25 protein-coding genes are annotated in these 26,656 nt (G+C 54.8%); 19 read left to right on the plus strand and 6 right to left on the minus strand.

The annotated features are described in order from the left end of the window. Window positions 1-26: 26 nt before the first annotated feature. Together M4I36_RS00660 and M4I36_RS00665 are read right to left on the minus strand one after the other, a co-directional pair. Window positions 27-170: a helix-turn-helix domain-containing protein gene (locus tag M4I36_RS00660; protein ID WP_258109680.1), complete on the minus strand. Its 144-nt coding sequence runs from the start codon at window positions 168-170 to the stop codon at window positions 27-29. 155 nt (window positions 171-325) lie between these two features. Continuing rightward, window positions 326-958, minus strand: coding sequence for a GNAT family N-acetyltransferase (locus M4I36_RS00665; protein ID WP_258109682.1), 633 nt, complete (start codon window positions 956-958; stop codon window positions 326-328). A 211-nt stretch (window positions 959-1,169) separates the two neighbouring features. Here M4I36_RS00665 and M4I36_RS00670 point away from each other — a divergent pair, with 211 nt between their 5' ends. From M4I36_RS00670 to codY, 6 genes are all read left to right on the plus strand, one after another. Then, window positions 1,170-1,376 carry a helix-turn-helix domain-containing protein gene (locus M4I36_RS00670; protein ID WP_258109683.1) on the plus strand — a complete coding sequence of 69 codons (207 nt, stop codon included), beginning with the start codon at window positions 1,170-1,172 and terminating at the stop codon, window positions 1,374-1,376. Next, the gene (locus tag M4I36_RS00675) at window positions 1,373-2,074 is read left to right on the plus strand and encodes a helix-turn-helix transcriptional regulator (RefSeq protein ID WP_258109685.1); all 702 of its coding nucleotides are present in this window, start codon (window positions 1,373-1,375) and stop codon (window positions 2,072-2,074) included. The genes M4I36_RS00670 and M4I36_RS00675 overlap by 4 nt, the downstream gene beginning before the upstream one ends. Further along, complete coding sequence (locus tag M4I36_RS00680) at window positions 2,046-2,228, plus strand: hypothetical protein (RefSeq protein WP_258109686.1); 183 nt, start codon at window positions 2,046-2,048, stop codon at window positions 2,226-2,228. Before M4I36_RS00675 ends, M4I36_RS00680 begins: the two co-directional genes overlap by 29 nt. Window positions 2,229-2,431: 203 nt before the next feature. After that, window positions 2,432-2,728 (plus strand): YerC/YecD family TrpR-related protein, encoded by a 297-nt coding sequence (locus M4I36_RS00685; protein WP_258109687.1) that lies wholly within the window; start codon window positions 2,432-2,434, stop codon window positions 2,726-2,728. Window positions 2,729-2,786: 58 nt separating this feature from the next. Continuing rightward, complete coding sequence (locus tag M4I36_RS00690) at window positions 2,787-3,467, plus strand: class I SAM-dependent methyltransferase (RefSeq protein ID WP_258109688.1); 681 nt, start codon at window positions 2,787-2,789, stop codon at window positions 3,465-3,467. A 247-nt stretch (window positions 3,468-3,714) separates the two neighbouring features. After that, a complete protein-coding gene (gene codY, locus M4I36_RS00695) occupies window positions 3,715-4,497 on the plus strand; it encodes a GTP-sensing pleiotropic transcriptional regulator CodY (protein ID WP_258109690.1) in 783 nt (260 codons plus the stop codon). A gap of 241 nt (window positions 4,498-4,738) precedes the next feature. Here codY and M4I36_RS00700 read toward each other — a convergent pair whose 3' ends face one another. After that, window positions 4,739-6,112, minus strand: a complete 1,374-nt coding sequence (locus M4I36_RS00700; protein WP_258109691.1) for a dipeptidase — start codon at window positions 6,110-6,112, stop codon at window positions 4,739-4,741. Between the two features lie 155 nt (window positions 6,113-6,267). Here M4I36_RS00700 and M4I36_RS00705 point away from each other — a divergent pair, with 155 nt between their 5' ends. The 9 genes from M4I36_RS00705 (at window position 6,268) to M4I36_RS00745 (ending at window position 17,222) form a co-directional block, all read left to right on the plus strand. Next, the gene (locus M4I36_RS00705) at window positions 6,268-7,164 is read left to right on the plus strand and encodes a serine O-acetyltransferase (protein ID WP_258109692.1); all 897 of its coding nucleotides are present in this window, start codon (window positions 6,268-6,270) and stop codon (window positions 7,162-7,164) included. An 861-nt stretch (window positions 7,165-8,025) separates the two neighbouring features. Continuing rightward, window positions 8,026-9,201, plus strand: coding sequence for a bifunctional diaminohydroxyphosphoribosylaminopyrimidine deaminase/5-amino-6-(5-phosphoribosylamino)uracil reductase RibD (gene ribD / locus M4I36_RS00710; RefSeq protein ID WP_258109773.1), 1,176 nt, complete (start codon window positions 8,026-8,028; stop codon window positions 9,199-9,201). Next, complete coding sequence (locus tag M4I36_RS00715) at window positions 9,202-9,864, plus strand: riboflavin synthase (protein ID WP_258109693.1); 663 nt, start codon at window positions 9,202-9,204, stop codon at window positions 9,862-9,864. 15 nt (window positions 9,865-9,879) lie between these two features. Next, complete coding sequence (locus M4I36_RS00720) at window positions 9,880-11,070, plus strand: bifunctional 3,4-dihydroxy-2-butanone-4-phosphate synthase/GTP cyclohydrolase II (protein WP_258109694.1); 1,191 nt, start codon at window positions 9,880-9,882, stop codon at window positions 11,068-11,070. An 18-nt stretch (window positions 11,071-11,088) separates the two neighbouring features. Continuing rightward, window positions 11,089-11,565, plus strand: a complete 477-nt coding sequence (ribH, locus tag M4I36_RS00725; RefSeq protein WP_258109695.1) for a 6,7-dimethyl-8-ribityllumazine synthase — start codon at window positions 11,089-11,091, stop codon at window positions 11,563-11,565. A 234-nt stretch (window positions 11,566-11,799) separates the two neighbouring features. Then, complete coding sequence (locus M4I36_RS00730) at window positions 11,800-12,249, plus strand: DUF2231 domain-containing protein (protein WP_258109696.1); 450 nt, start codon at window positions 11,800-11,802, stop codon at window positions 12,247-12,249. Between the two features lie 89 nt (window positions 12,250-12,338). After that, the gene (locus tag M4I36_RS00735) at window positions 12,339-14,537 is read left to right on the plus strand and encodes a penicillin-binding transpeptidase domain-containing protein (protein WP_258109697.1); all 2,199 of its coding nucleotides are present in this window, start codon (window positions 12,339-12,341) and stop codon (window positions 14,535-14,537) included. 88 nt (window positions 14,538-14,625) lie between these two features. Then, the gene (locus M4I36_RS00740; RefSeq protein ID WP_258109698.1) at window positions 14,626-15,831 is read left to right on the plus strand and encodes an MFS transporter; all 1,206 of its coding nucleotides are present in this window, start codon (window positions 14,626-14,628) and stop codon (window positions 15,829-15,831) included. Between the two features lie 131 nt (window positions 15,832-15,962). Beyond that, window positions 15,963-17,222 (plus strand): aminopeptidase, encoded by a 1,260-nt coding sequence (locus tag M4I36_RS00745; RefSeq protein ID WP_258109774.1) that lies wholly within the window; start codon window positions 15,963-15,965, stop codon window positions 17,220-17,222. Between the two features lie 132 nt (window positions 17,223-17,354). Here M4I36_RS00745 and ileS read toward each other — a convergent pair whose 3' ends face one another. Beyond that, window positions 17,355-20,543, minus strand: coding sequence for an isoleucine--tRNA ligase (ileS, locus tag M4I36_RS00750; protein ID WP_258109699.1), 3,189 nt, complete (start codon window positions 20,541-20,543; stop codon window positions 17,355-17,357). Window positions 20,544-21,041: 498 nt separating this feature from the next. Here ileS and M4I36_RS00755 point away from each other — a divergent pair, with 498 nt between their 5' ends. The 3 genes from M4I36_RS00755 to queC are packed head-to-tail and all read left to right on the plus strand — an operon-like array spanning window position 21,042 to window position 24,507. Next, window positions 21,042-22,343 carry a nucleotide sugar dehydrogenase gene (locus M4I36_RS00755; protein WP_258109700.1) on the plus strand — a complete coding sequence of 434 codons (1,302 nt, stop codon included), beginning with the start codon at window positions 21,042-21,044 and terminating at the stop codon, window positions 22,341-22,343. Between the two features lie 14 nt (window positions 22,344-22,357). Further along, on the plus strand, window positions 22,358-23,806 hold the full coding sequence (locus tag M4I36_RS00760; protein WP_258109701.1) for a glycosyltransferase family 4 protein: 1,449 nt from the start codon (window positions 22,358-22,360) through the stop codon (window positions 23,804-23,806). Then, entirely contained in the window at window positions 23,803-24,507 is a 705-nt protein-coding gene (gene queC, locus M4I36_RS00765; protein WP_258109702.1) for a 7-cyano-7-deazaguanine synthase QueC, read from the plus strand. The genes M4I36_RS00760 and queC overlap by 4 nt, the downstream gene beginning before the upstream one ends. A gap of 89 nt (window positions 24,508-24,596) precedes the next feature. Here queC and M4I36_RS00770 read toward each other — a convergent pair whose 3' ends face one another. Beyond that, a complete protein-coding gene (locus M4I36_RS00770) occupies window positions 24,597-25,235 on the minus strand; it encodes a helix-turn-helix domain-containing protein (RefSeq protein WP_258109703.1) in 639 nt (212 codons plus the stop codon). Between the two features lie 201 nt (window positions 25,236-25,436). Here M4I36_RS00770 and M4I36_RS00775 point away from each other — a divergent pair, with 201 nt between their 5' ends. Further along, window positions 25,437-26,120, plus strand: coding sequence for a metal-dependent hydrolase (locus M4I36_RS00775; protein ID WP_258109704.1), 684 nt, complete (start codon window positions 25,437-25,439; stop codon window positions 26,118-26,120). Between the two features lie 202 nt (window positions 26,121-26,322). Here the strand turns inward: M4I36_RS00775 and M4I36_RS00780 are convergent, their stop codons facing one another. Next, a complete protein-coding gene (locus M4I36_RS00780; RefSeq protein ID WP_258109705.1) occupies window positions 26,323-26,577 on the minus strand; it encodes a DUF3243 domain-containing protein in 255 nt (84 codons plus the stop codon). Window positions 26,578-26,656 lie beyond the last annotated feature (79 nt).

The raw sequence follows: 26,656 nt of genomic DNA on the forward strand, positions 1-26,656 counted from the left end.
ACAACCGAATCCCGCCTCCAATCGTATCATGTTTTTCGGGCTACGTCCAGCGGAAATTTACTGCGTTGTAGTGTTAAATGGCTCATCGAAATTCCGGTTTGTGCAGACAATTGAGAGAGCGTCCAATGATGCTCCTCACGCAAGCGTTTGGCCTTTTCTGCCAGACTCAATCCCATCATCTCCTGCAGACAACGTCCGTTTCATGCCGTATCATGAGTGTACACAAATGTGTACAGATGGAGCAAGCTCCAATTGTCGCGGCATGCGAAAGCAGAGGGTATTGCTGTAGATGGGGTCTTACGGTGCGTGATTGTCGCGAGAGACACTACCGCCATGCCTGTTGAAATTGATGACGGTTGACGGTATACAGTGCGAAGCTTTCGCCTGTCTCGAATTGCCGACGACGCAGATAGCGCAGGAATAAATCCTCGGGAAAGCGGGGTGGGGAGGTGTGGTCTCGACGTTGTGCTTCGAGCAGACAACCGTGCTCAGGCAGTTTGTCCCATGCCTTTCGAGCTTGTGTGTGATGGATTGGCACGAAGAACAGTGTTGCGTCAGCGGCCATGTCTTGAAATGCGATGCGGAGCAGACGGTGCTTGAGCATTGGGTTCCACCCGTTGCCACGGGCCTCTGGCAGAAGATATGTGCCGCCTTCTATGCAGGCCATTGACCCATCCCGTGTATTTGGGGCGGGTGGCATTAAGTGTATGTGGGCTAAACCGAGCAGTTTACCGCCCGTGAATATCGCAAAGGCATCGGCGGTAGCGGCAGTTCTGTCGAACTCGAGACCAAGAAACCACTCACTGATGTGTTCAAGTGTCACCCATTGTTTCGGCCAAGTGGGGTCTTCACAGTAGGTTGTGTGCATCTGCAAAAGGAGCGAAAACGAGAGCGGGTAAAACTCCAGTGGGTTGTCCCGTAGAGTGGTGCTCACGCTGAATTTGTCGTTATGGTGCATGGAATTCCCCACTTTCCCGTATGGTTCTCGTGAACGGACGTGACGAAGTTATTGTAGTGGATTTGCCACGGATGGTGCACATGAAGTCGCCGGAAACGGGTGCGGGCCAATGTACCGTCAAATATTTTTACAATTGAGCAAAAACAAGCGACATCGGGGCACCATGTCTGCTAATATTTATTCAATTGTAGAATTTGATGGAGTGGTTGAAATGTCCAATTTGGCAGAGAATGTGCGGAGGTACCGGCAGGAGAGAGCATGGAGCGTTCGTCAGTTAGCAGCGAAAGCAGGCGTCAGTGTGTCTTATATTTATGCCATTGAATCAGGAGTGCGTGGAAGTAACTTGGTGAAGTTAGCGAAAGTGGCGCAGGCCTTGGAAGTTTCGCTCAGCGCACTGTGGGACGAGGGTTCGTCATGAGAAGAAAAGAGTTTTTGTCTGAATTACAGCGCAGGCGCAAGGAGCGGGGGCTGACCCAGAGTGAGTTGGCAGACGGCATTGCCACGCAAAGTCTTGTATCTTTAATTGAAAAAGGGCGCATCATTCCCACCGAAGAGATGGCAAATGCTTTTGCCGCCCGTCTGCATTGTCATGTGGATGAATTGTTTCCGAAGTTGCAAATTCATCACGATGATCAAGGCGCAGAACGGAGAGCGTGGAAATTGTTTGTAAGGTGGGAGCTGGGAATTAAAGATAGAGCGCTAGCAAAGGAAGTTCAGTCCATGGAGCAGTCTCCAGCAGCGCGGGTCTATTCCGACTATCTTTTCCTCAGGCAGGAAAATGCAGTACCGCATGCGAAACTTTATGAAATCGAGGATTCGATGGATGCATCGCGACTCGAACGGCAGCCGCAATGTTTGGTGTCCCTCGATGCCAATATCATTGTTCCGGCTAGTTTGCGGTTGTGGATTGTTGATGCTGCCAGTCGTGTCTACCTCTATGAGAGGCTGGAGCGCAAGACTGCGGCCGCTTGCTGGCGTCAACAGGAGGTTCAGTACCTTACCGTCCTGGAGGGTCTCCACGCCCAAGTCGAACTTCTTGGTCTTCTCAAGGAGACGCTGATAAACTCTTTACAAGGAGGAGAAACCTTTGTCAACGGAAGCGGAGATGGGCTATGAAGATGCGATTCGCCAAGTGACCAAAAGTCTACAGAGGCGTCGCAATGCCTTGATGGAAACTGCAGAAAAAGACCCAACGCGCGCCGCTTTCATCGCCGAGCGTGTGGAAGAGATTGACCATCTTCTTCAAATTGTTGAGTCGTTGCACCGGTGACTCATTCGACCGCGAAAGGATGCAGTGGACCGGTGAGGAATTTTCTCACATTCCGCCACGGATTCCATACTCAATGTGCTGGGCTTGTGATACGATGACGGTAGAACTGGTGCAGACATTCACAGGATACTTTCGGACGATTGGTACATGGTTCGCTGGGATGAATTAGGACGTGCCATCTTTCCTTGAGGGATTGACGCAAAATGGCTTTTGAAAAGTTGCAAGATATTCATGTGGACCGTTTGTTTCAGGCGATTCTCAAATTGGAGTCCGTGGAGGAGTGCTATCGCTTTTTTGATGATCTCTGTACAATTGGAGAAATCAAGTCTTTGGCGCAGCGCTTGGAAGTGGCACGCATGCTAGACAAGGGTTTTACGTATCATCAGATTGAAGAAGAGACTGGCGCGAGTACAGCCACTATCAGTCGCGTCAAGCGATGCCTTCATTACGGTTCCGATGGCTATATGGACATGTTGAGAAAGTTAGCCGAAGAAGAGTGAGAAACAGTCAACGAAAATATGACGTCCGCAGAGAGGCGGATGGTATGGGGATAGAGCGATGATTGATAGATGGGGTCGTGAACGCATTGAATTCATTGCAGACCCAGTTGATTTTTTTGATGTTTTGGAACAGGCAGACTGGCACCGTGAATTACAGATGACATCGCTCCATATGGCGAGCCTGCGAGATGGAGATGAGGCACTCGATATTGGATGTGGCGCGGGATGGCTAGGGCTATATCTCGCTCATCGGTCAGACATCACCTATCTAGCAGACAAGTCCCCGCGCATGGTCGAACGGGCTCGTTACAACGCACAGACTTGCAAAATTGACAACGTGCGCTGTTTGGTCGCAGATGTGTTTGACCTTCCTTTTGTCGACAATAAATTTACAGCCATTTTTTGTGTGAATCTATTATTTACATTGCCGGAACCTGAAAAGGCGATCACCGAAATGATGCGCGTACTCAAACCAGGAGGTCGCCTTATTCTCATCAACCCGTCGCAAAAGATGAATGCATGGACGGCGATGCAATACTGTCATGACCAGGGTATCACGAGACTGCAAAGAGACACATTTGTCTCGTTAGGAGCTGCGGCAGCCCGTAGCAATCCCATGATGATTCGGGCCTTGGAGAATCCACAGGTGCAAGACGCGGAGATTCGTCAGCACTTTATGCTGAGTGGGTTGATTAACTTTGTTCGCATTGTCAAGTTTGATCCGGAGGCTGTGGAGTGATTCATGGACTCGGGTAAGCGGGCTGAGCGGTGTTATAAGGTCTGGCATTTTCAATGAGTCGAGCCTATTCGACAAATTTGAAGCGTTTCTTCATATTATGTGGTAAGCTATTCGGGTGGATTCAACATTTTCTGAGATTTTGAGGTATCCATGGACGGTTTACGGGGAGACGAGCTGTTGCAAGACATTTTTCTACAGTCGATTCCTTGTGGCGGTCAATCACTCACATTAAGGTAGGAGACGAAGAATGAGCCTTCTGGATAAGGTGCAGGAACTGGGCAAGCTGTTGCGGTCGTCCAACGACCAAGTGGATTTTCACGAAGTCGCAGAGTTTTTGAGCAAGGTTATGGTGAGCAATGTGTACATTGTTGGCCGCAAAGGGAAAATATTGGGATACGGCGTGGCAGAGCATGCTCTGACCGAAGAATGGCTGGACATCATGACACGGGAGCAAAGGTTTCCCGGAGACTTCAATAAACATCTTCTGAGAATTGAGCAGACGATTGCCAACTTAGAAGACAAAGAGCCGTTTTATGTCTTTTCCCCTGAAGAGAATGAAAGCTTTCGGTCGAAATATATCGCTGTTGCTCCAGTCAGTGGAGCGCGAGAGCGTCAAGGAACGCTCGTTTTCGCTCGAGCATCGCAACCGTTCAATGAAGATGATATGGTGCTTGCCGAATACAGCGCTTCCATTGTCGCTCTAGAAGTCGTGCATTCCCGTCAACAGCGAAAAGAGGAAGAAAGTCGTCAGAGAGCGCTCGCGCATTTGGCGGTGGAGTCTCTCTCGTTCTCGGAGTTGCAGGCTGCGAAATACTTGTTGGATGCGGTACGCGAGTCTTCGGATGGTATCGTCGTCAGCAGTCAGATTGCTGATGAGCATGGCGTGACCCGTTCGGTGATTGTCAACAGCATTCGCAAATTGGAAAGTGCAGGAACGATGGAAAGTCGTTCACTGGGAATGAAGGGGACTCATTTGCGGGTGCTGAATCCGTACGTGGAGGACGAGATTATCCGACAATTTGAGCGCTGACATCCAGTGCGCGCGAGAGAGCAAAAGGACGTGCTTTGAGGGCTTTGCAGGAGCGAGGAGCGCGTGTTCTGCTTTGTGCAGGGTGGGTAGTATAGGATTAAGAAAGCAAAGATAAAAGGCAGGTCACCGCAGATATTGGCTGCGAGACCTGTCTTATTCGGTGTTGCGGCGTGTGCGAAGACACCTTGAGGCGAGGCGCTTACGAAAGGACCTCGCCTACATCGGCAGGCTCTAGACAAGATTAGTCTGCCAATGCGTTAGGAAGACCGAGGTAATAGTGGCAGAGGGTTCGCATCCCCAAGCGGAAATTTTCGATTGAAAAGTGCTCATTCGGCGCATGAAAGTTTTCGTCGGGTAAGGCAAACCCCATCAGTACGACCGGAATGTGCAACAGGCGGTCAAAGACTTCCACGATTGGAATGGAGCCACCGCCTCGCGTGAAGCTTGCAGTCACGCCGTATGCTTGTTCATATGCTTTAGCCGCCAATTGAATGGCTGGATGAGTGAATGGCGTGACATATGGGTGCCCAGAGTCGTGACGTGTTATCGATATTTTCGCGCCAGTTGGTGCATGCTGCTTCACATGGTCCTCGAGGCGGCGGAGTATGTCTTCCGGATTTTGATTGGGTACCAGTCGGCAGGTGATTTTTGCGTGAGCTTCCCGAGGAATAACCGTCTTGGTCCCTTCACCTTGAAACCCACCATAGATACCGTTGATTTCTAATGTGGGGCGGACCCACAGTCGTTCCAAAGTACTGTATCCAGGTTCGCCGTGCAGTGCGGACAATCCGAGTGCGTTGCGATAGGTTTCATCATTGTGGTCTAGGGCGTGAAACTCCGCGCGTTCTTCCGGTGATACGTCAGCCACTTGGTCATAAAATCCATCCACAAGAACGCGCCCGTCGGTGTCATGCAGGGTACCGAGCAACTCGACAAGAGCATGTACCGCATTGGGCACAGCACCGCCAAACAGTCCACTGTGTAAATCGCTGTTCGCTGTGGTCACGTCGATTTGTACTGCTGCTAAGCCGCGCAGGCCATAACAGATGGTGGGCTGGTTTGGCCCGAGCATCCCGGTGTCCGAGATGAGCAAAACATCCGCCGCAAAGCGTTCGGCGTTTTGCTCAAGAAATTCAGGCAGATGCGCACTGCCTATTTCCTCTTCACCTTCGATGCAAAATTTGATGTTGACCGGTAGGCTACCGTCGGTCACGAGCAGCGCTTGTAGAGCTTTCAGGTGCATGAAGACTTGGCCTTTGTCGTCGCTTGCTCCGCGGGCATAGATTTTACCGTCGCGGATGGTCGGTTCGAACGGCGGAGTCGTCCAGAGCTCGAGCGGATCGACTGGCTGTACGTCATAATGGCCGTAGACTAAGACAGTCGGCTTGCCGACCGCGCCCATCCACTCTGCGTAAACGACTGGGTTGCCACGCGTTGGCAGCAATTCGGCGCGGGAAAATCCGAGTTGCTCGAGCTGAGTGCGCAGGTACTCAGCCGTCTGCAGGATATCGGCTTTGTGTCCGGACAGAGCTGAAATGCTCGGAAAGCGCAATAGTTCAAACAGTTCTGCGAGGTGTTCTGCCTCGTGAGTTTGTAGATACTCTTCATAGTTCATCGGATAATGCCTCCTTTTCAGTTCCCATCGGTCCATTCTTTTGTCAGGATGCGGGGCACTCTGTATACTGGAGTTGAGGCTTCTGCGATGGTCTGTGCGGACAAATCAAGGCGCCCCATTGGACTCTACACCTGCACGAAGAAGAGTGTCAAATTATGCTGGGAGTGAATTTTGTGCGCAACATGGACCGCATTGCACAAGAATTGACCAGTCACAGCATGCGCGTCTTTCAAGGATGCGCGTGCCATCCCGAGCCAGAGGCTATCAATCGCATGGTAAAAGCCCTGCGCAGTGCGCTCTTGCCAAATTATTTTCCACACCATGCCGGAACGGCGATGGGCGAGGTGAAGCCTGCGTTAGAGGAACTGTTTGTCTTACTGTCGGGCCAAATTCATCGCGCCTTGTACCGACAGTGTTATGACAAGGAAGGTTCAGAAGAGACGCGCCGCGCCGCAGAGGAGAAGGCGGCCACCGTCATCGAGCAGATGCCACTTCTTCAAGAGATGTTGTATGAAGATGTGGTGGAGACCCATCATGGAGATCCCGCTGCGTCCGGCTACGACGAGATCATCCTGACTTACCCTGGCTTACTTGCGTTGACTATTTACCGCACCGCGCATGTTATGGTCGGACTCGATATTCCACTTTTGCCGCGCATGATGACGGAGTACGGGCATCGACTGACAGGGGTCGACCTCCATCCAGGTGCCAAAATTGGCCGTAGCATCATGATTGACCACGGCACCGGTATTGTTGTAGGCGAGACGGCCGTGGTGGGGAGTCACGTTAAAATTTATCAAGGGGTCACTCTTGGCGCGCTCTATTTCCCGCGTGACGAAGTCGGTGCGATGGACCGCCAGACCAAGCGCCATCCGACTGTGGAGGATTACGCCGTGCTTTACGCCAATGCTACCGTGCTCGGCGGCGAGACAGTCATCGGGCATCACAGCGTCATTGGCAGCAACGCTTGGGTAACCGCGTCTGTCGAGCCGTATTCTAAAGTTCTCTACCAGGGAGAGCCTGTGGTCATACCGCGGAAAAGCCGAGTCTGACGCGTGTGGATGGCTCAAAGCACCGCATCGGAAACCTCATGAGAACAAGATTTCAGCGCGTGTTCCACACCGTCGACCGGAAAGGTTGACACATTGGACAAAGTTTTTTGTCCCAAGGCGGCTGTACCCTTTGATTTTTCTCTACTAAGTGTGGTACTTTACCAGTAACCCTTTACCTCTATTTTGGCCCACCCATCCGGTGAGCCACTTTTTTGTCAGCAAGTGTCGTTTTTTGCGAATCTTGTTTCTGTCTCATGAGACGAGGAAGGCGGACAGAGCGCATGGGTAGAAGGCGAAAGTAGCGCTCTCTTCTACTTGGGCAGCATGCATCTTGCAGAGCATGCGTTGGCCTCTTGTGATACAAGGAAATCGAGCGTATACTTGTCACTGTAAGGATGCTTACAATTGAATAGTTCCTTCGGGGCAGGGTGAGGTGCGTCAGCAGTCCGCGCATGGGCGGCAAGAACGCAGAGTGTGTGCTGGGTGTAGACAAACCAATTCCCGATCGGTGGTGACAGATGCAGACGCTGCAACTGGAGTCCACGAGTCGGAAGTTCGTGTCGGCGATGGCTGGACGGACTGAGACATGAACTGGTGAAATTCCAGTACCGACGGTATAGTCCGGATGAAAGAAGGAGTCAGGTGCAGCCATTCGCTGTGCCTAAGGTGTCATGTCTGACAAAAGCCCCCTAGGATTGCCTATGCGGGTTTTTTTGTGTGGATTTTCGATGGCCTCACAGACTCCCGGTTGTGTTGGTTATTTGCAACGAGCAGTAGTTCAATGGGTTTGCTCCGGAGTCTGGTGACATGCTGACACACGGAGTGAACCGGAAGGAACGAGGTGGCACCGCGGTGGAGACAATGACCCCATCCTCCTTTTGCGAAGATTCCTGGCGTCACAGACGAGCCTTGTCGACGACGGATGAAGCGTATATGGAGCAGGCAATTTTGCTGGCGCGCGCGGGGATTGGACAGACGTACCCAAATCCGGCGGTGGGCTGCGTACTCGTGCGGGATGGACGAGTGGTGGGACAGGGCGCTCATTTGAAAGCAGGCGGGCCACATGCCGAAATTCATGCCTTGGCCGAGGCTGGAGAGGCCGCAGCGGGATCGACCGCATATGTGACCTTAGAGCCATGTAGCCATCACGGACGCACGCCGCCCTGTGCAGACGCACTGATTGCAGCCGGAGTTGCGAGAGTCGTTATAGCTTTGGTCGATCCCGATGTGCGCGTGGCAGGTCGTGGGGTCGATCGGTTGCGGTCGGCAGGCATAGACGTTGTGGTCGGGGTCTTGGCAGCTGCCAGCGAGCGATTGAATGAGCCGTACCTGTTCTTCAAGCGAACTGGGTTACCGCACGTGTTGTGGAAGTCGGCAGTGACTCTGGATGGGCGCCTGGCCGCCGATTCGGGGCAAAGTCAGTGGGTTACAGGTTCAGCCGCTAGGGCGGAAGTGCAGGCTTTGCGCCGGCAAGTGGCTGCGATTGTGACGGGTGTTGGGACGCTGTTGGCGGACAACCCGGAGTTGACGATACGCGGGCCAGACCACGTGCCGGAGGCGAGTGAGCGGCAACCTGTGCGGGTGGTGCTCGACACGCATTTACGCACGCCAGCGACGGCCAAGTTGCTTGGTGCGCCGGGAAGAACGGTGATTTTCGCGAGCCCGGCCGCAGTGGCAGCGAAGAAGGAGCAGGTATTGGAGCTTGAGAAGGCCGGGCATGTAGAGGTTCGGCCCGTGCAGACCGCCGCTTCCGGGCTGGACCTGGATGCGGTCCTCTGCCAGCTGGCGCGTATGAATCTGTGGTCCGTGTTGCTTGAAACGGGACCCACGCTGGCTTCCTCGTTTTTGCAACTGGGCCGAGTGCAGAGAGTGGCGCTCTTTTACGCGCCGAAGTTGCTGCTGTCCGGTCTGCCCATGCTGCAGGGTGCGCCCGTCACGCAACACATGGATGAGGCGCTGCAACTCACAGACGTGGAGTGGCGCCGAGTCGGGGATGATTTTTTGGTGGAAGGGCGCGTTCTGGAAAGGGGCGAGTAGATGTTTACGGGACTCGTGGAAGAACTCGCGAGAGTAGAAGACATTCGGACGAGTGCAGCGGGATCGACCATCCAACTGGCGGCGGCGGTGGTTCTTGCGGATGTGCACGTGGGTGACTCCATCGCGGTCAATGGAGTGTGTTTGACGGTCGTCCGGCACGATGCGCACTCGTTCGTGGTGGAAGCGGTGCCGGAGACCATGCGCCGGACCACGCTTGGCAGCCTTCGTCGGGGCGACGCGGTTCATGTGGAGCGCGCGGTCGCTGTTGGCGGTAGGCTCGGTGGGCACATGGTGTCCGGGCACGTGGACGGACTTGGAACCGTGGTGTTTGCGCGCCAAGACGGCACGGCCGTGGTCCTGTCCATCGCCGCAGACGAGAGCCTGTTGCGCTATGTGGTCGAAAAAGGGTCGATTTGCGTGGACGGCGTGTCTTTGACGGTGATGGATGTGAAGGATGGTCAGTTTCAGGTGTCGGTTATTCCTCACACGGGCCAGGTCACGTTGCTGGGCAGTGCGACACCGGGCAGACAGGTGAATTTGGAGTGCGATGTGCTTGCGAAGTATGCGGAAAAATGGATGCGTGCGTTGGCGACCGAACGTCCTTCAGGTGCACGTTCTGGGGTGAGTCGCGAGTTGCTGGCTGAACACGGATATCTTGGATGATGCGGGGGATGCACGATGCTGTCTACGATTGAAGAGGCACTGGTTGACCTGCGCTCGGGCCGGCCAGTTATAGTGGTGGATGACGAAGACCGCGAAAATGAAGGCGATTTTGTGGTGCTCGGCGAGTTTGCCGATGCTTCGATGGTCAATTTGATGATTACGCGCGGGCGCGGACTTCTCTGCGTACCGATAACTCCGGACCGTGCAGAAGCTCTCGGTTTTTCGGCCATGGTGGCGAACAATACGGACGTTCACGGAACGGCGTTCACCATCTCCGTGGACGAGGCTCATACGCGTACCGGCATTTCCGCTCATGAGCGCGCGCAGACGATTGCTGCGATTGTCTCGGCTGACGCCAAGCCGGAGCACTTTCGGCGGCCAGGCCACATCTTTCCCTTGGTCGCAAAAGAAGGGGGTGTGTTGCGCCGGGCGGGTCACACAGAGGCTGCGGTCGATCTCGCTAAGCTCGCGGGTGCTCCTCCGGTTGGCGTCATCTGTGAAATTCTCAATGACGACGGGACCATGGCCCGTCTGCCGGAACTGCTCAAGTTGTCGGAAGAACTAGGGGTCAAAGTCCTTTCGATAGCCGATTTGATAGCCTATCGAAAGCGCGCTGAGAAGTTGGTGGAACGTCAGGCTGAGGCTATGTTGCCAACAGCCTACGGAGACTTTCGCGCGATTATCTACACCAACAAGTTAGATGACAAAGAACATGTGGCGCTGGTAATGGGTGATATTGATGATAGCCCTACATTGGTGCGCGTCCATTCTGAGTGCTTGACAGGAGACGCCTTCGGCTCGTTGCGCTGTGACTGCGGGCCGCAACTTCATGCGGCACTGCAGCAAATTGCAGAGGAGGGCCGTGGTGTGCTTCTCTACCTGCGCCAAGAAGGTCGCGGCATTGGTCTGCTGAATAAGATTCGGGCCTACGCCCTTCAGGATGTTGGTGTGGATACGGTTGAGGCCAATCACCGCCTCGGATTTGCTGATGACCTGCGGGATTATGGGATTGGTGCGCAGATACTGTACGATTTGGGTGTGCGCAACATGCGTCTGTTGACAAACAATCCGCGTAAGGTCAAAGGCATTGAAGGGCATGGCTTGGCAGTCGTGGAGCGTGTGCCTCTGCAGGTGGATGGGAACCCGCACAACTTGTCCTACTTGGAGACAAAGAGAGACAAATTGGGTCATTTGCTGCAATTGTGATGAGGGGGAGAGAGACGTATGGAAATCAAGACTCTGGAAGGACATCTGGTTGGCCACGGCCTGTCGTTCGCCATCGTCGTCGGGCGGTTTAACGAGTTCATTACGAGCAAATTGCTGAGTGGGGCACTCGACGCGTTCCAACGTCATGGGGTGGACGATAGTCGAATTCACGTGGCCTATGCGCCTGGGGCATTCGAAATCCCATTTGTGGCACGGCGGCTCGCGGAGACAGGTCGGTATGATGCTGTGGTGACATTGGGTGCGGTCATTCGCGGAGCCACGCCGCATTTTGATTACGTGTCTGCGGAGGTTGCTAAAGGCGTTGCCGCCATCAGTATGAAAGGGACAACCCCAGCGATTTTTGGGGTTTTGACAACCGACACGATTGAACAGGCCATCGAGCGCGCCGGGACCAAGGCTGGAAACAAGGGCTGGGAAGCAGCCGTTGCCGCAATTGAAATGGCGAATTTGAACAAGTCTCTCGGCGAATTGTAAGCTCGGAAAGCAACGAATTTTGTCAAACGCCGATGCGGACGTCTGTGGAGTCCGAGGACCGAAGAAGCAAGGCATCATCGTTTTCTTCACAAGTTCTTGACCTCAGCCGTACGTCTTTGTCCTATACTGCCGTTGGTAAAAGCGCATCCGGAATGCTACCGGGTGCGCTCAATCATCCAACATCGCGCATTCCGAGACTTTTCGTCGAAGTGCGGGACACACAGGGAGGACAACATGCTGACGTCCATTGAGCACCTTTTTCCGGCCACCATTCATCCTATGGTGGTTCATTTCACGATTGCCATCAATTATCTGAGTTTATTGGCGGGGGTCATTGGCGTGTTTCGGCGAGGCGACCGTTTTTTTGCTCGCTCTTATGTCTATCTCCTCATCCTCTCGATTTTAGCGACCATTGCAGCAGGGTTTGCTGGAGTGATTAGCGAATCTTACCTTACGCATATCTCGCACAGTGCCGCACAAATGCTGCCAGTTCACCGCCGCGATGGAGAACTGACAGGGGTATTGCTCGTCGTAGCACTTGGGCTACAGTGGGTATTGGCCCGCCGTCAGGACCGCATTTCCTGGCTGTCCCTTTTGTTCAGCATCGCTGCTGCGGTCATGGTCACCATCACGGGGCATCTCGGCGGTACGATGGTGTACCACTATGGACTTGGCGTTCATTAAGGCTGGTACGGTGCCATCATGCGAATCAGGGGATGTTTCACCAGGCATGCATGAGGACATGCCGGGGAACAGAGTAAGGATGGGATGGATTGAAGCGGAAGACACCAACGCGTTCGCAGTCGACGCAGGCAAAAAACCGCCCCAGTCGCCATAAAAAGAGAGTTCTTTTGATTCAGGCAGTGGGGATTGGCACACTCTGTCTGGTCGGTTGGCGCATTTTGGACATTCAGACGACGCTTGGGCCGAGCTTATTGAAAGCGGCGGCAAAGATTCAAGACGTTCACAAAACCATTCTGGCGCCGCGAGGTTCGATTTTGGATGACACGGGACATCCAGTCGCATACGATGTTCCGGCGTATGTGATGGACATAAAGGTCTCTAACTTTCGAAACCGTGAGGCACTGGCCCAAAATCTCTCGGCTGCGATGAAACTGCCGGTCTCGTCGATTGCTGGTCTTGTCGACGAGAATGACAAGTGGATTCAGTGGCCGCGCCCTGTGTTGGCGACGGTCAAGGAAGCATTGCAAAAAGACTATCAAAACACACCACACATCAACGACTTCACGTTTACAACGACGGAAGAGCGGGTCTATCCATTTGGACGGTTTGCGGCCGCGACCATTGGCTATGTCGGACCGAATGGACAGGGCGTCATGGGGGTGGAGTCGAGTTACAATAAAGTTCTGGAGGGCACTCCTGGAATTCTGACGTATAAGCAGGACGCTTCGGGGTTTCCATTGCCAGGGACCATGAAAACCATTCAAGCAGCGAAGCCCGGCGATTCTGTGGAGTTGACCATTAACCCCACCATTCAAGGATTCGTCGACGAAGAGATGAACAAGTTGGATAATCAGGTGCATCCGGCGCATGCCGCCCTGATTGTTATGGACCCATACAACGGAGCCATTTTGGCGATGTCCAGTCGGCCAAACTTCAATCCGAATCACTACTGGACGGCACCACCGGCAGCATTGGACCAGAATTGGGCAGTGTCTGCCTCGTTTGAACCGGGATCGACCTTCAAATTGGTCGTTTTGTCGGCGGCCCTGGCGGTGCATGCTATCAATCTCAACCAAAAGTATATGTCTGGGCAAATCACGATTGATGGTCGAACCATTCACGACTGGAATTATTGGGGATGGGGCCGCATTACCTATAGGAAGGCTCTAGAATACTCCAGTAACGTGGGTTTTGCGAGAATCGCAATGGCGACGGGTTGGCACAATCTCATGCACTATCTGCGCCTCTTCGGCATGACCAAACCAACGGGTATCGACCTCCCGGACGAGGCAACTTCAATTCTCTTTCCAAAGTCGGATGAACATGCCAAACAAGGGGAACTGGAGTTGGCCACGACCGGATTTGGCCAGGGTATTGCCGTCACTCCGCTTCAGTTGGTGGACTCCACGTCTGCCATCGCGAACGGGGGGACACTCTACCGACCATATGTGGTCAAAGCGATTCTCTCTCCAGACGGAAAGGTCATTCAGCGCATTCGTCCGCACATTCGGCGAGCTCATTTCATTTCGCCGTCCATTCTTAAAACCATTCGTCAAACGATGGTGCTTGACGTGTCCCAAGGAATTGACAATGCTGCCTATATCAAAGGGTACGATGTCGCTGGCAAGACGGGTACTGCTCAGGTGGTCAACCCTAAAACGGGTAAATTCTACAGCTCTCGCTTCTTGACGTCCTTCATTGGATTCGCTCCCGAGTGGGACCCGAAAGTTGTCGTCTATTGCTACGTCGATTGGCCTAAACTCCCAGTTAACGATACGTGGGGTAGTACGACGGCCACCCCGATTGCACGTGCCGTATTGAAAGACATCATGGAGTACTATCACATTGCGCCGCACGGTTCGGTAGCGCAGAAAGAAGAAGCGGCCCTGATGAAGCCGCCAACGCCGACCTCGTATGTGGAGAGCCTGCCGAGCTTAGTCGGGGATTCCCTGTCCACACTCGACTACTGGGCGAAGAGTACAGGTGCAAATGTCATTCAAAATGGGACGGGTCAAACCGTTGTTCGTCAGTGGCCTGCACCGGGAGACAGTCTGTCCACCAACATGCCAGTGTATGTTTGGATGTCGCAACCAGCGAAAACGGTCAAAATGCCCAATTTGAAAGGTTTGACCATGGGGCAGGTGTTGTCTTTGCTCGAAGCGTACCAACTCACACCGGCCCTGCACGGTAGTGGGTTTGTGGCAACACAGTCGGTGCCAGCAGGGTCCGTCGTTCATTCGGGAGAGACGGTGTCTGTCACTTTGAAACCACCTCTTCAGGAGCCTTGAACGAAGCGGTCAACGCTGTAGGGAACGTGCTGCCGCTCATGTTGTAGTCGTCCGCGAAAAACGTTAGACCCTAGAGGAGGCGTCTTGGTTGGCTGTTCGTGCAGTGGTGCCGGAGAGCCATCCGCTCACACGGCGCCTTTTACTCGTGTTGGCGGTGGCTTGCGGGCTTTCCGTGGCCAATATTTACTATGCGCAGCCTCTGCTCGCAGACATAGGCCGCACATTTTCTGTCTCGGCCCGGCAACTCGGCGTTCTTTCGATGATGACGCAAATTGGCTACGCAGTCGGGTTGTTTCTGTTCGTTCCGCTCGGAGACCGCTTTGAACAGCGTCGGTTGATTGTTGTCATGCTCGGAGTGGTGGCATGCATGCTCGCCGCGGTTGCCTTGGCGCCAACGCTACTCTGGTTGTATATCGCCTCACTCTTGATGGGTGTCACGACCGTCGTACCGCAGCTGATTGTTCCACTTGCCGCAAATTTGGCTCGCGAGGAAGAGCGGGGGAAAGTCGTCGGCACCGTCATGAGTGGCTTGCTCATCGGAGTGCTCTTGGCCCGTACATTTGCTGGTTTTGTGGGGGCGTGGTTCGGCTGGCGCACCATGTTTGGGGTGGCTGCCGTGTTGATGATTGCGCTCGGCATGGTCCTTTACATGTTGCTGCCAGTTCGCCATCCGGACAGTAAAACGGCGTATGGCGAGATTCTCGCCTCACTGTTTCGTCTGACGCGGGAACTCGGTCCTTTGCGTGAAGCCGCCGCTATGGGAGGGCTGCTCTTTGGGGCGTTCAGTGTCTTTTGGACGACGCTCGTGTTTCGCCTAGGGTCCCCGCCCTACCATTACGGCTCTGAAGTAGCTGGTTTGTTTGGCTTGGTCGGCGTGGCCGGCGCGTCCATCGCGCCAGTCGCCGGTCGCCTCGCAGACCGCCAGTCGCCACGGCGGGTTGCGGCTATGGGCGCGCTTTTCACGCTCCTGTCCTTCGCGCTCTTTGCGGTCCTGGATGATTGGCTGTGGGGTCTCGTGTTTTGTGTCATTTTGCTCGATCTCGGTGTTCAAGGAGCGCAAATTTCGAATCAGGCTCGCATTTACAGTCTGCGGCCAGACGCCCGCAATCGACTGAACACGGTGTACATGGTCACGTACTTTGTGGGTGGGGCACTCGGGTCGGCACTCGGGGCGGATGCGTGGAGCGCCTACGGTTGGCCTGGGGTATGTGTGGTAGGCGGTGTGTTTGCGCTGTTGGCTGTCTATCTCGGCTGGAGGCGCGTTCGCCCGCTGGCGGTGAATGCTGAGAAATGACGCCTGTCTGTACTATACTGAACTGTGTATCGCGTAGTTTTCTGTGCGAAGCAGACGGTCAAGGGTGCTATCGTTTTCGGACCGTCGCTTGAGGCTGAAGAGAAACCATTCGGTAGGGGGGTCGCTAGGTGATGTTGTCGAACACAAAGCTTTCGTCGCAGCGAAAAAAGTATGCAGAACTGGTGATCAAGGTTGGCGTCAATCTACAGCCTGGCCAACACTTGGTCATTGGATTCGCTAGTAGACAAGTCTATCCAGAGCATGTCGAGTTTGCACGAGATCTCACTTCCGCAGCGTATGACGCTGGTGCGAAATTCGTCCATGTGGATTATGGAGACGAGTGGTGGCTCCGTGAGACCGTTCAACGCGGCGCACTGTCTACGCTTGCCGAACGCGCCGCGTGGCAGGCGCAGTGGGTGCAGAAATTGGCGGACGAAGGTGCAGCCTTCGTCGCTATTCCGGCGTCCAATCCACACCTCTTTGACGGCGTTCCACGAGGGAGTGTGGATGAGGCGAACAAAGCAATCGCAGGAGCATTTCGGTCATTCAATGATCGCCGCACGAACAACGAGTACAGTTGGACGTTGGCGTCTGCACCGACCGAGGCATGGGCGGATGTCGTCCATGCGGACCTACCCAAAGAAGAGCGGGTCGCCGCACTGTGGCAAGGGATTTTGCAGGCTTCGAGAGCTACTGGGGAACAGCCGGTGGAAGACTGGCGGGCGCATTTAGAGCGTCTCAAACGGCGCAGTGACTGGCTCAATCGTCTCGGCATTCGCCAACTTCACTACCGCGCGCCGGGAACGGATTTGACCATCGACATGCACGAGCGCCACTATTGGACCGCCGCCGGACAGCCGACACAAGGTGGCATACCGTTTGTCGCCAACATTCCCACGGAAGAAGTCTTCTCTGCCCCACTGCGGACTGGAGTCCATGGAAAAGTGCGCAGCACGATGCCGCTGGTTCACAATGGGTCGCTCATTGAGGGCATTGAATTGACTTTTTCGGAAGGGCGTATTGTGGATTATCGTGCCTCGCGCGGCCAGGATGCGTTGCAGCATATCGTCGAGGCGGATGAAGGCAGTCACTACCTCGGGGAAGTGGCGCTTGTGCCAGTCGACTCACCCATCTCACAAATGGGCACGCTCTTTTACAACACGCTGTTTGATGAAAATGCCTCGTGTCATCTAGCGATTGGCAAAGCCTACCCACTGATTGAAGGTGGGCATGGATTGACTCGCGAGCAGTGGTCCGAAAACGGCCTGAATGAGAGTTTAATGCATGTGGATTTCATGATTGGATCGACGCACATGGACATCGACGCCAAGACATCGGATGGACGTGTGGTGCCACTCTTTTCGAAAGGAAAGTGGACAGAGCAAGTCTGAGCAGTTGAATCGTCCTCTCGCAGAGCGAGGCGCCTTTTGGGGCCTTGCAGTGCGGAAACAAAAAGCCGCCGGTAGCCGAGAGGCTAACGGCGGCTTTTCAATGGGCATCCGGAGCGATTGCTGTCGGTGTCCTCAGGCGGTGACGGTCAATGTCAACTGCTTCCCATTGACATTCCACTCTTTTGTTAAATCGCCAGTCAGTGCCTCGTCGACTAATTCGGCGATGAGCACCGTTTCCCGGATGGTCGAAAAATTGCGCCGGAGGATGTCGAGCACCTCCTGATCTCCTTCCGCGTGGAAGCGGACGCGCTGTGTGACCTCGTAGTTTACCTCTTTGCGCATCATCTGCATCTTCGAGACGATTTCGCGAACAAATCCTTCCTCAATGAGTTCCGGCGTCAGTTCCGTATGCAACCCAACAAAGCCGAACGCGTTCGTCGCCATCTTGCCCGGGAAGTTGGGTTCGTAGGCGACGGTCGCGTGTTCACGCGTTATCGTCTCGCCCATCAACGAGACTTCCCCATGGTGTTGAAAAGCCTCGACCGTGGCCTTGTCTACGGTCTTGGAGGCAGCAAGCAGAGATGGCAGTTTGCTGCCGAACGATTTTCCTGCAGCTTTCAGGTCTAAGTGCAAATACGCTCTGGCGAATTCGGATTCTGTTCCGTACACCAGCTCTTTGACGTTTAATTCATCCTTCAACACCGCCTCATACGGCGCGAGCAGCGTCTCTATGGTCTTGGGTAGATAGAGTTTGGCAAGCGGCTGGCGTGTTTTCAGCTTACTTTCGTTGCGAAGGAGTCGGCCAGTCTCGACCACCCGCAGAACCGCCTCCATCTCTGCGATGAGCGCGGTGTCAAGCAGCGCTTCGTCGGCAGATGGAAAGTTACACAGGTGTACGCTGTCCGGCGCGTCCTCGGCGTCAGTTCCTCGAACTACATTCTGGTAGAGTTCTTCTGCGGCAAACGGCGTAAATGGAGCCATCAACTTGGCCACGGTGGCAAGGACATGAGAGAGCGTCAGATATGCGGACACTTTGTCGGTCTCCATACCAGAGGCCCAGAAACGTTCGCGATTGCGGCGGATGTACCACGTTGACAATTCGTCGACAAACTCCTGCAGTGCCCGTGCTCCAGCTGTCGCATCGTATTGTTCCAGTCCGCGTTCGACACGAAGAATGGTCTGTTGCAGGCGGGCTAGTATCCAGCGGTCAAAGACCGGTCGATCCGCCACGGGTACTTGATGCTCCTCAGGCGAGAAGTGGTCGAGTAGCGCGTAGAGTGCGTAAAAAGCGTGCACATTCTGCAGCAAGTCGAGAAACTTCGCCTTGCTCTCTGCCACGGCGCGATGGTAAAACAGCTGCGAGTTCCACGGTTGGGTGTTGGACAGAAAGTAAAAGCGCAGTGCGTCTGCCCCGTGGGCGTCAAATGCTTCGAATGGGTCAATCACGTTGCCCTTAGACTTAGACATCTTTTTCCCATGCTCATCGAGCACGTGGCCCATGACCAATACGTTTTTGTATGGAGCCTGACCTGTGACGAGGGTCGCGATGGCGAGCAAAGAGTAAAACCAGCCGCGTGTCTGGTCGACCGCTTCCGAGATGAAATCAGCGGGGAAGCGCACGGCGAACTCCGCTTCGTTCTCGAACGGATAGTGCAGTTGTGCGAACGGCATGCTGCCAGAGTCAAACCAGACGTCGATGACTTCGGGCACGCGCTGGTAGACGCCGCCGCAGGCACAGTCGAAGGTGATGTCGTCGATGTACGGTTTATGCAGTTCCTGAGGTAGTCGACCGGCACGCTCGAGTAAGTCGGCGCGCGAAGAGATGCAAACTTCGTCCCCGCACGATTTGCAGCGCCAAATGGGCAGCGGTGTCCCCCAGTAGCGATTGCGCGAGAGGTTCCAGTCCACCACATTTTGAAGAAAGTTGCCCATGCGCCCAGATTTGATGTTGTCCGGCATCCAATGTACGCCATTCGAGTTGGCCAGCAATTGGTCACGTACGTCGGTCATGCGGATGAACCAACTGTCGACCGCGTAGTAGAGCAGCGGTGTGCCACATCGCCAACAGTGCGGATACGCATGTTCAAACTTGTGCTTTTCATAGACGAGACCGCGAGCCGAAAGGTCTTTGACGAGATCGACATTTAAATCTTCATCTTTGACAAACCGACCTGCATACTCTCTCACGTGTTTCGTAAAGCGACCGGTATCGTCGACAAAGTTGCAAAATGCCATGCCGTGTTCGCGACAGACGCGATAGTCGTCTTCGCCAAAAGCAGGCGCCATATGGACAATGCCAGTGCCGGACTCGTCGGTTACGTGGCCCGAGAGCAAGACTTCAAATTTGCGCCCCGCCTCGTCATCGAGATATGGAAACACTGGTTGATAGTGAAGGCCCGCCAAATCCTTGCCGAGGTACTCCGAGACCACTTGGTCACCCTCCATGAGAAAGTGCTCTTTTCTTCCCGCCGCCACGTAGTAGCGCTCGCCTCGCACAGGAGAGTCGATGAGCACGTAGGTCAGGTCCGGATGGACCGCTAAGCCCACATTGGATGGCAAAGTCCAGGGAGTCGTCGTCCAAGCCAAGAAAAAGGTGGGTCGGTCATGCGCATCCTCCGACACGTCGGAGGCGGTCGGAGGTTCGGTCGACATCGAACGTTGCTGTGCCATGCCGCCGTCTGCTCGGAGGCGGAACTTGGCCGTCACCGACAAATCCTTGACGTCCTCGTATCCTTGCGCCACCTCGTGGCTGGACAGCGTCGTCTCGCAGTGTGGACAGTAGGGTGAGACCCGGTGCCCCTGATAGAGGTAGCCTTTGTTGTATATGCGATAGAGCAGGTTCCACACGGACTCAATGTAGTCGTCCGTCATGGTGAGGTAGGCGTTGTCGAGATCGACCCAATAGCCAAGGCGCTCCGTCAATTCCCGCCAGGTCGTCTCGTACTGAAATACGCTGGCCCGGCACGCTTCGATGAAACGTTCCACACCAAACGCTTCGATTTGCTTTTTGCCGCTGATGCCGTATTTTTTTTCAATCTCGATTTCGACCGGCAGACCATGCGTATCCCAACCCGCTTTGCGCACCACGTGGTAGCCTTTCATCGTTCGGTAGCGGGGGTAGACGTCTTTGATGACGCGCGTCAAGACGTGTCCAGGGTGCGGCTTGCCGTTGGCTGTTGGCGGACCTTCGTAAAAGACGAATTCCGGACCGCCTCGCCGTTCTCGTTCACTTCGTGCGAACACATCTTGCTCCTTCCAGAATTGGAGAATGCGCTCTTCTCGCTGCACAGCTGGCTCTTTGGCGTCGACTTTTCGCAACATGTTGCTGGCCTCCTCGAAGTTTCACTATGAGAAATCAAAAAAGCTCGCCCCTCTATAGGGACGAGCTGTTCACCCGCTGTACCACCCTCATTAGCCACCCGATTCGTCGCACGACGAACGCCTGCTCCATCGGTCGCCTCGGCGAATGTCTTCGCAATGAGGCGTCTCTCGCTATCGGGAGAGGAGCCGGATGCCTTACGCGGCAGTCTGAAACCAGTTTTCGCCGGTCTTTGCGACCCTGGTTGGACTGCGTTCGGGCGTCATCTTGAAGGGGATATTCACGCACTCCGTGTATGGGCTTGCACCGCCGCCCATTCTCTGAGACACTGACAAGAACGCTACTTGTCCTTCGCATCGACACATGTTAGGTTTCATGTAGAAGGATATATTGAAGGAATTGATAACGAATTGTAACACGCTGCCTGTCAGTTCTCAAGCCTACTTTCGGCGCAAGGCTCGTGCTCTAGACTCGTATCCAAGACAATGAGGTGACATCGTTTGGATAAGAAATGTATCAGCGTGGTCGGGCTTGGATTCATTGGCTTGCCGCTCGCGCTCAGCTTTTGTGAAAAAGGGTTTCAGGTCTATGGTGTGGATGTCGATCCCGGTAAAATCGACCTTCTCCAGCGGGGAATGGCGTATGTGACGGAAGACGATGACGGTGTTCCGCTCGACGCTCATTTGAAAAAGCATCTTGCTGCCGGCACCTTTATTCCCACGACCGAGATGGAGCATACGCGTGCGAAAGTGTCGGCCTACGTGGTCACGGTAGGCATTCCCGTGCACCCTTCGGGTGGCCAATTAATTTACGAGCCCCTCGACGCAGCCATCGATGCGCTGGGCAGCGTCATTATGCGCGGCCAACTCATTCTCTTGCGCCCGACGCTGGTGCCGGGCACGGTCGAGCAGCGGCTGCTACCGCGACTGACTGCCGTGAGCAAACTCGCTGCGGGGTCTGACTTTCATGTGGCCTATGCGGCAGAGCGAGTGGCAGAAGGCCGTGCGATGAAAGAGTTCCGCACGCTCGATGTCGTCGTCGGCGGACTCACGCCCGCCTGTACGCAGAGGGCGTCTGAATTGCTCGCAGAACTGACGGACGGTGCCATTCATCAGACCGATTTGCGCACATCGCAACTCGCCAAAGTCGTGGAAAATGTGCAGCGTGACGTCAACCTCGCTATCGTCAATGAATTGGCGAAAGTGGCACAGGCGCACGAAGTAGATTTGTATCATCTCATTGAAATGACGAATACTCATCCGCGCGTACAACTGCTCATGCCGAGCGTAGGAGTGGGTGGGTTTTGCATCCCCAATGCGTATCTCTATCTGCGCGACTCGGTCGAAGACAAGGACATGATGCCACTCTTTGAAACGGCGCGCGCCGTCAATGCGGGGGTGCCGCATCGGTTGGTTGAAGCAGCGGCCCTTCGCCTGCAGGACAGAGGTCGCCGCCTTACAGGGACTCGCGTCGCAGTGCTCGGGCTTGGGATGAAAGACGGATCGAACGATACCCGCCAAAGCCCGGCAGTCGACTGTGCGCTCGCTTTTGCTGCAGCTGGGGCGGATGTGCGTGCGTTCGATCCGACCGTGCCGCGTGCCACGTTCGATTTTCAAGTTGAAACCATGGCAGAGTGTCTCGAGAGCGCTGCCGTGGTTGTGGTCGGTGCCTGGCAACCGGAGTTTGAATCGGTGCCCTGGAAAGATGTCTGGCCGCTGACGGACACGCCCGTGATTATTGATCCGCGTCACCGTCTGGACACTTTTTTGCCCTCACCGCAGCCGTCTGGGCAACTTTCCTAGGAGGTATTTTTGGAATGTCACGCGTTTTGTTGGTCGCGCACCTGTTTCCGCCAGTCGGCGGCATTGGCGTGCAGCGGTCGCTCAAGTTTGCGCAGTATCTGGGGGAGTATGGGATACATCCGGTCGTACTCACGGCCAACCACCACCATACGTCCACGCTTGATGAGAAGTTGCTCGAGGCCATTCCCAGCGACGTACCTGTGTTTCGCGTCGATGACGACATGGCGCGGCTCATGAGTCGGATTTCCCCGGTTCAGGTTGCGCCCGCCGCACCTCGGTCGCCCATCGAGGCAGGCGGTTCTGCTGCGCCATCCGGTTCTCCCCGAAGTCAGGTGAGGGAGCAAAAGGCGCGCGTGAGCTTTATCAAGCGCGGGCTCGTCCGCCGGCTCAAACAGGCTCGTGGGCTCGTCGCTATTCCTGATGAAGCCCTGCTTTGGGCGCTTCGTGCGGCGTGGCAGGCGCGCATTCTCGTCCAGGAGCAGAAGATTGACTGCGTGCTGACCACCTCGGGTCCGAACAGTGCGCACATCGTGGGTCTTCTGGTCAAGCGCTGGACTGGTGTGCCGTGGGTGGCAGATTTTCGGGACCCATGGACGGACAACATGCACTTTTCCGCGCGGGCACTGCGCGCCGCTGTTGAGCGTCGCCTGGAGCGCCGGGTTCTCCGCGAGGCAGACGCTGTTGTCACCGTCACGGATTCGTTCGCGGAGTTGTTTCGCCGCAAAGAGGCTTCCGTGCGGGGGAAGGTGAGCGTCATTCGAAATGGGGTCGATCCGCTCGATTTTCCTCCCCACGACACGCTCCCTCGGTCTGGGCCGTTGACGCTGCTCTATGCAGGCATTCTCTATCCAAAGCGTTCTCCGAAGACGTTTTTGCAGGCGCTTCGTCGCGCTCTGGATGCGGGGCGCATTGCGGAAGACGGCTTGCAAGTCGAGTTTGCGGGGGTCTTCGACTCGCCTGGTTCTGCAGAGAATGCCGAGTTGGTGGAGCGGCTGGATTTGCAACGGATCGTCCGTCGACTAGGTTATCTTAGCCACGCGGAGGTTGCTAAACGCATGATGCAAGCTCATGCACTGCTGTTGATTGGCGACGACGACGAGCGGGCTGGCATGTACATTCCGGGCAAATTGTACGAATATCTATACGCGCGTCGGCCGATTCTCGCGCTTCTAAAAGAGGGTGAGGCGTCCCGCTGGATTTTGCGCTGCAATGCAGGCGTGGTTGCTTCGAATCAGTCGGTCGCTGACGTGGAAGATGCACTGGTTGAACTGGTTCAGCGGATTCAACAAGAGGGATGCTGTCTACCGGACCATCCGTTGTTACAGTCGTTGACGCGTCAGGCGCAAGCGGCGGACTTGGCCCGATTGCTGAACGAGGTCACGGCGGTGGAGACAGGACAGAGGATATCTGCAGATTCACTGGCGGAACTTGCGGCAGGCAGTGAGGAGGAGTCACGTCGATGAACGATGAGACGAAGGGTCGGGCAGTCGTCATTCTCAGTGGCGGGTTGGACAGCGCGACTTGCTTGGGAATTGCTGACAGTCTCGGTTACGGGGTAGACGCGTTGACGTTTGACTATGGTCAACGGCACCGCCGTGAGATTGATTCGGCAAACGCCTTGGCAGAGCATTATAACGTTCGAAATCATCGGGTGGTTCCACTTGACTTTCTGCACGTCATTGGCGGAAGCGCCCTCACGGAAGCGGATTGGTCCGTGCCGAGGGAAGGCGTCAACGCGCAGGCCATCCCGTCCACGTATGTTCCCGGACGCAACCTTCTGTTTCTGGCCCTCGCTGCATCCTATGCGGAAGTGATTGGGGCACATGCCATCTTTATTGGGGTCAATGCGCTCGACTACAGTGGATATCCAGATTGTCGCCCGGAATTCATAGACGCTGTGTCTCGCGTATTTCAGGTAGGGACTAAAATGGGGGTAGAAGGGGTTGCGCCACGTTTGGAGACGCCACTCCTGTCGTTGACCAAGGCTCAAATCATTCAGTGGGGGACATCGCTCGGCGTACCCTACGAGTTGACCACCTCTTGCTATGAAGGTGGCGCAGTAGCTTGTGGCGTCTGTGACAGTTGCCGACTGCGCCTCTATGGCTTTGCCGAAGCGGGGCTCACCGACCCCATTCCCTATCAGTTGAGCCACTCTGACCTGTAAATCGGTCAAAAAGGATTGACCCTCTTATCCAGGGCGAGGAGCGCTTGGATGGGAGAGTTCGGTCCTGAGATGTCTTGTGGGCGCCGCACTCAGCGCTGAAATTCGTGAATCAGTTTCCAAGCCTTCTCCAGACTTTCGCGCTTTTGACCGTCCGACCGAATATAATCCTGCAAAAATGGCATGGTTCGGGGATTCATCCTTGTAAACAGGATGATGCGAGCCTCTTCTTGAGTCAGAGTCAGTGTCGTGAGGCTTGCGCTTGATTCTTCGCTGGCAGCGGTATATGCAATTTCTCTGTGAGCGGTCGCCTCCACGTGCGAAGTCGCCTCATGGCGGTCGGTTGTTTCAGTATGAGAACGCACCAGCTCGTCCACGGCGCCCGCTGTGGTCTTTTTGTTGGAGTGCGTCTCTGCGGACCGCGAGACTTCTTTTTTTGATTTGGCCGCTAGGTCTGATGTCGCCGACTTACTCTTCTCTTGCTGGGAATCCATTTTCTCTGTGCGGTCGGTCGGGTATCGACTTGCAGTCAGATCCGTGCCTGATGTCAACTCGCTAGGAGAGACATGAAGTGCGGTGGCAATCTGTGTCAGTACTTGGTCATCTGGTTGGCGTCGGTTCGTCTCGTACATGGCGACGGCGCTCGTACTGATGTGCGCCAACTGGGCGAGTTTGGCTTGCGTAAGCCCTAATTCGCGGCGCAGCGTCGCAATTTTTGTCCCAATCTCCATTGAAACTGTTCACCTCGCGGACATGTCCCACATTGAGTATAAAGTCACTCGGCAAATCCTGCAAAGTATCTTGCTTTTTAGGGTGTTGACCGTTGCACCTAACATTTTGACCTGCATCTGCTGTGCACGATATACTCATGGGGGACAGTGGAAATGATAGCTTCTAACATCGAATGAAATCCAGGTGAAGGGGAGATATGAGTGAAAATTACGTACCATGGTCAATCGACGTTTTTGGTAGAGGCGAATGGACACGCGGTCATTATCGATCCGTTCCTGAGCGGCAACCCGAAAGCGGTTTTGAAGCCGGAAGATGTTAAGGTCGACGCTGTTTTGTTAAGCCATGGGCACGGCGACCATATTCTCGATGCCGAGCAGATTGCCAAGCAAAACGATGCCGTCCTCATTGCGCCGAATGAGCTGGCTGTTTACTTTGGCAGTAAAGGGGTCAAGGTGCACCCAATGCACATTGGTGGAGCACATCAGTTTCCGTTTGGCAGAGTCAAGCTGACGCTTGCCTTTCACGGGTCGGGCATCGACTCTCCGGATGGTTTTTTGTACGCTGGGATGCCTTCGGGGATTTTGCTGACGATGGGAGAAAAGACTCTCTACCATGCTGGAGACACCGCTTTGTTCGGGGATATGAAGTTGATTGGCGACCGCAATGCGATTGACGTCGCTTTGTTGCCGATTGGAGACAATTTTACCATGGGTCCAGAAGATGCGGTTTATGCCGCCGAATTGATTCATGCCAAGCATACGGTACCCATGCATTACAACACTTTTGATTTGATTGCTCAAGACCCTCATGCATTCGTCCGTGAGTTGGAGATAAAAGGGCTGGCAGGACACGTGTTGGAGTATGGACAGAGTCTCGAGGTCTAAAGCACTCTGAAGTTTGCTTGCTCGACAACCATCTTTGTCTCAGATGACCACAGAAAGCGGAGACTGCTAAAGCACAGTCTCCGCTTTCTGTGGGTACGCCTCGCCTCAACCGTTTTGGAGAGCTTCGTGGATTATGGTTGTCTTCGATAGAAATTGGCCAAAAATGGACTAACAGTCCTTTTTTGGCCCGCCGACGGGTTCCTCAGTGTGCTTTATCGGCCATTTTGACCATTAGCCTCGCTAGGGTTTTTCTTTCCTCCGTATCGCCGCTGTCCCACAACTCTTTCAGTAAGCGCTGCTCGGGGTTTTTCGGGTCGACCCGGTTGGCGAGGAACTCGCCCATTTTTGCTGCCACGTTGCCGATTTGTTCATCTGAAAAGCCCATGGCCTGGGCTTTGTCGACATGCTCGCCGAGGAACTCTTTCCAGTGTCCGAAGTTGTCAAGAACTGTCGTCATCTGCTCAGCCTCCCTTGATAATTGAACGCAGTGTTCTCTCAAAGAATGCCGCACATCCTCGCAACTTATGCATGTCCTT

It is taken from the genome of Alicyclobacillus sp. SP_1 (assembly GCF_024706985.1).
Classification (GTDB): domain Bacteria; phylum Bacillota; class Bacilli; order Alicyclobacillales; family Alicyclobacillaceae; genus Alicyclobacillus_I.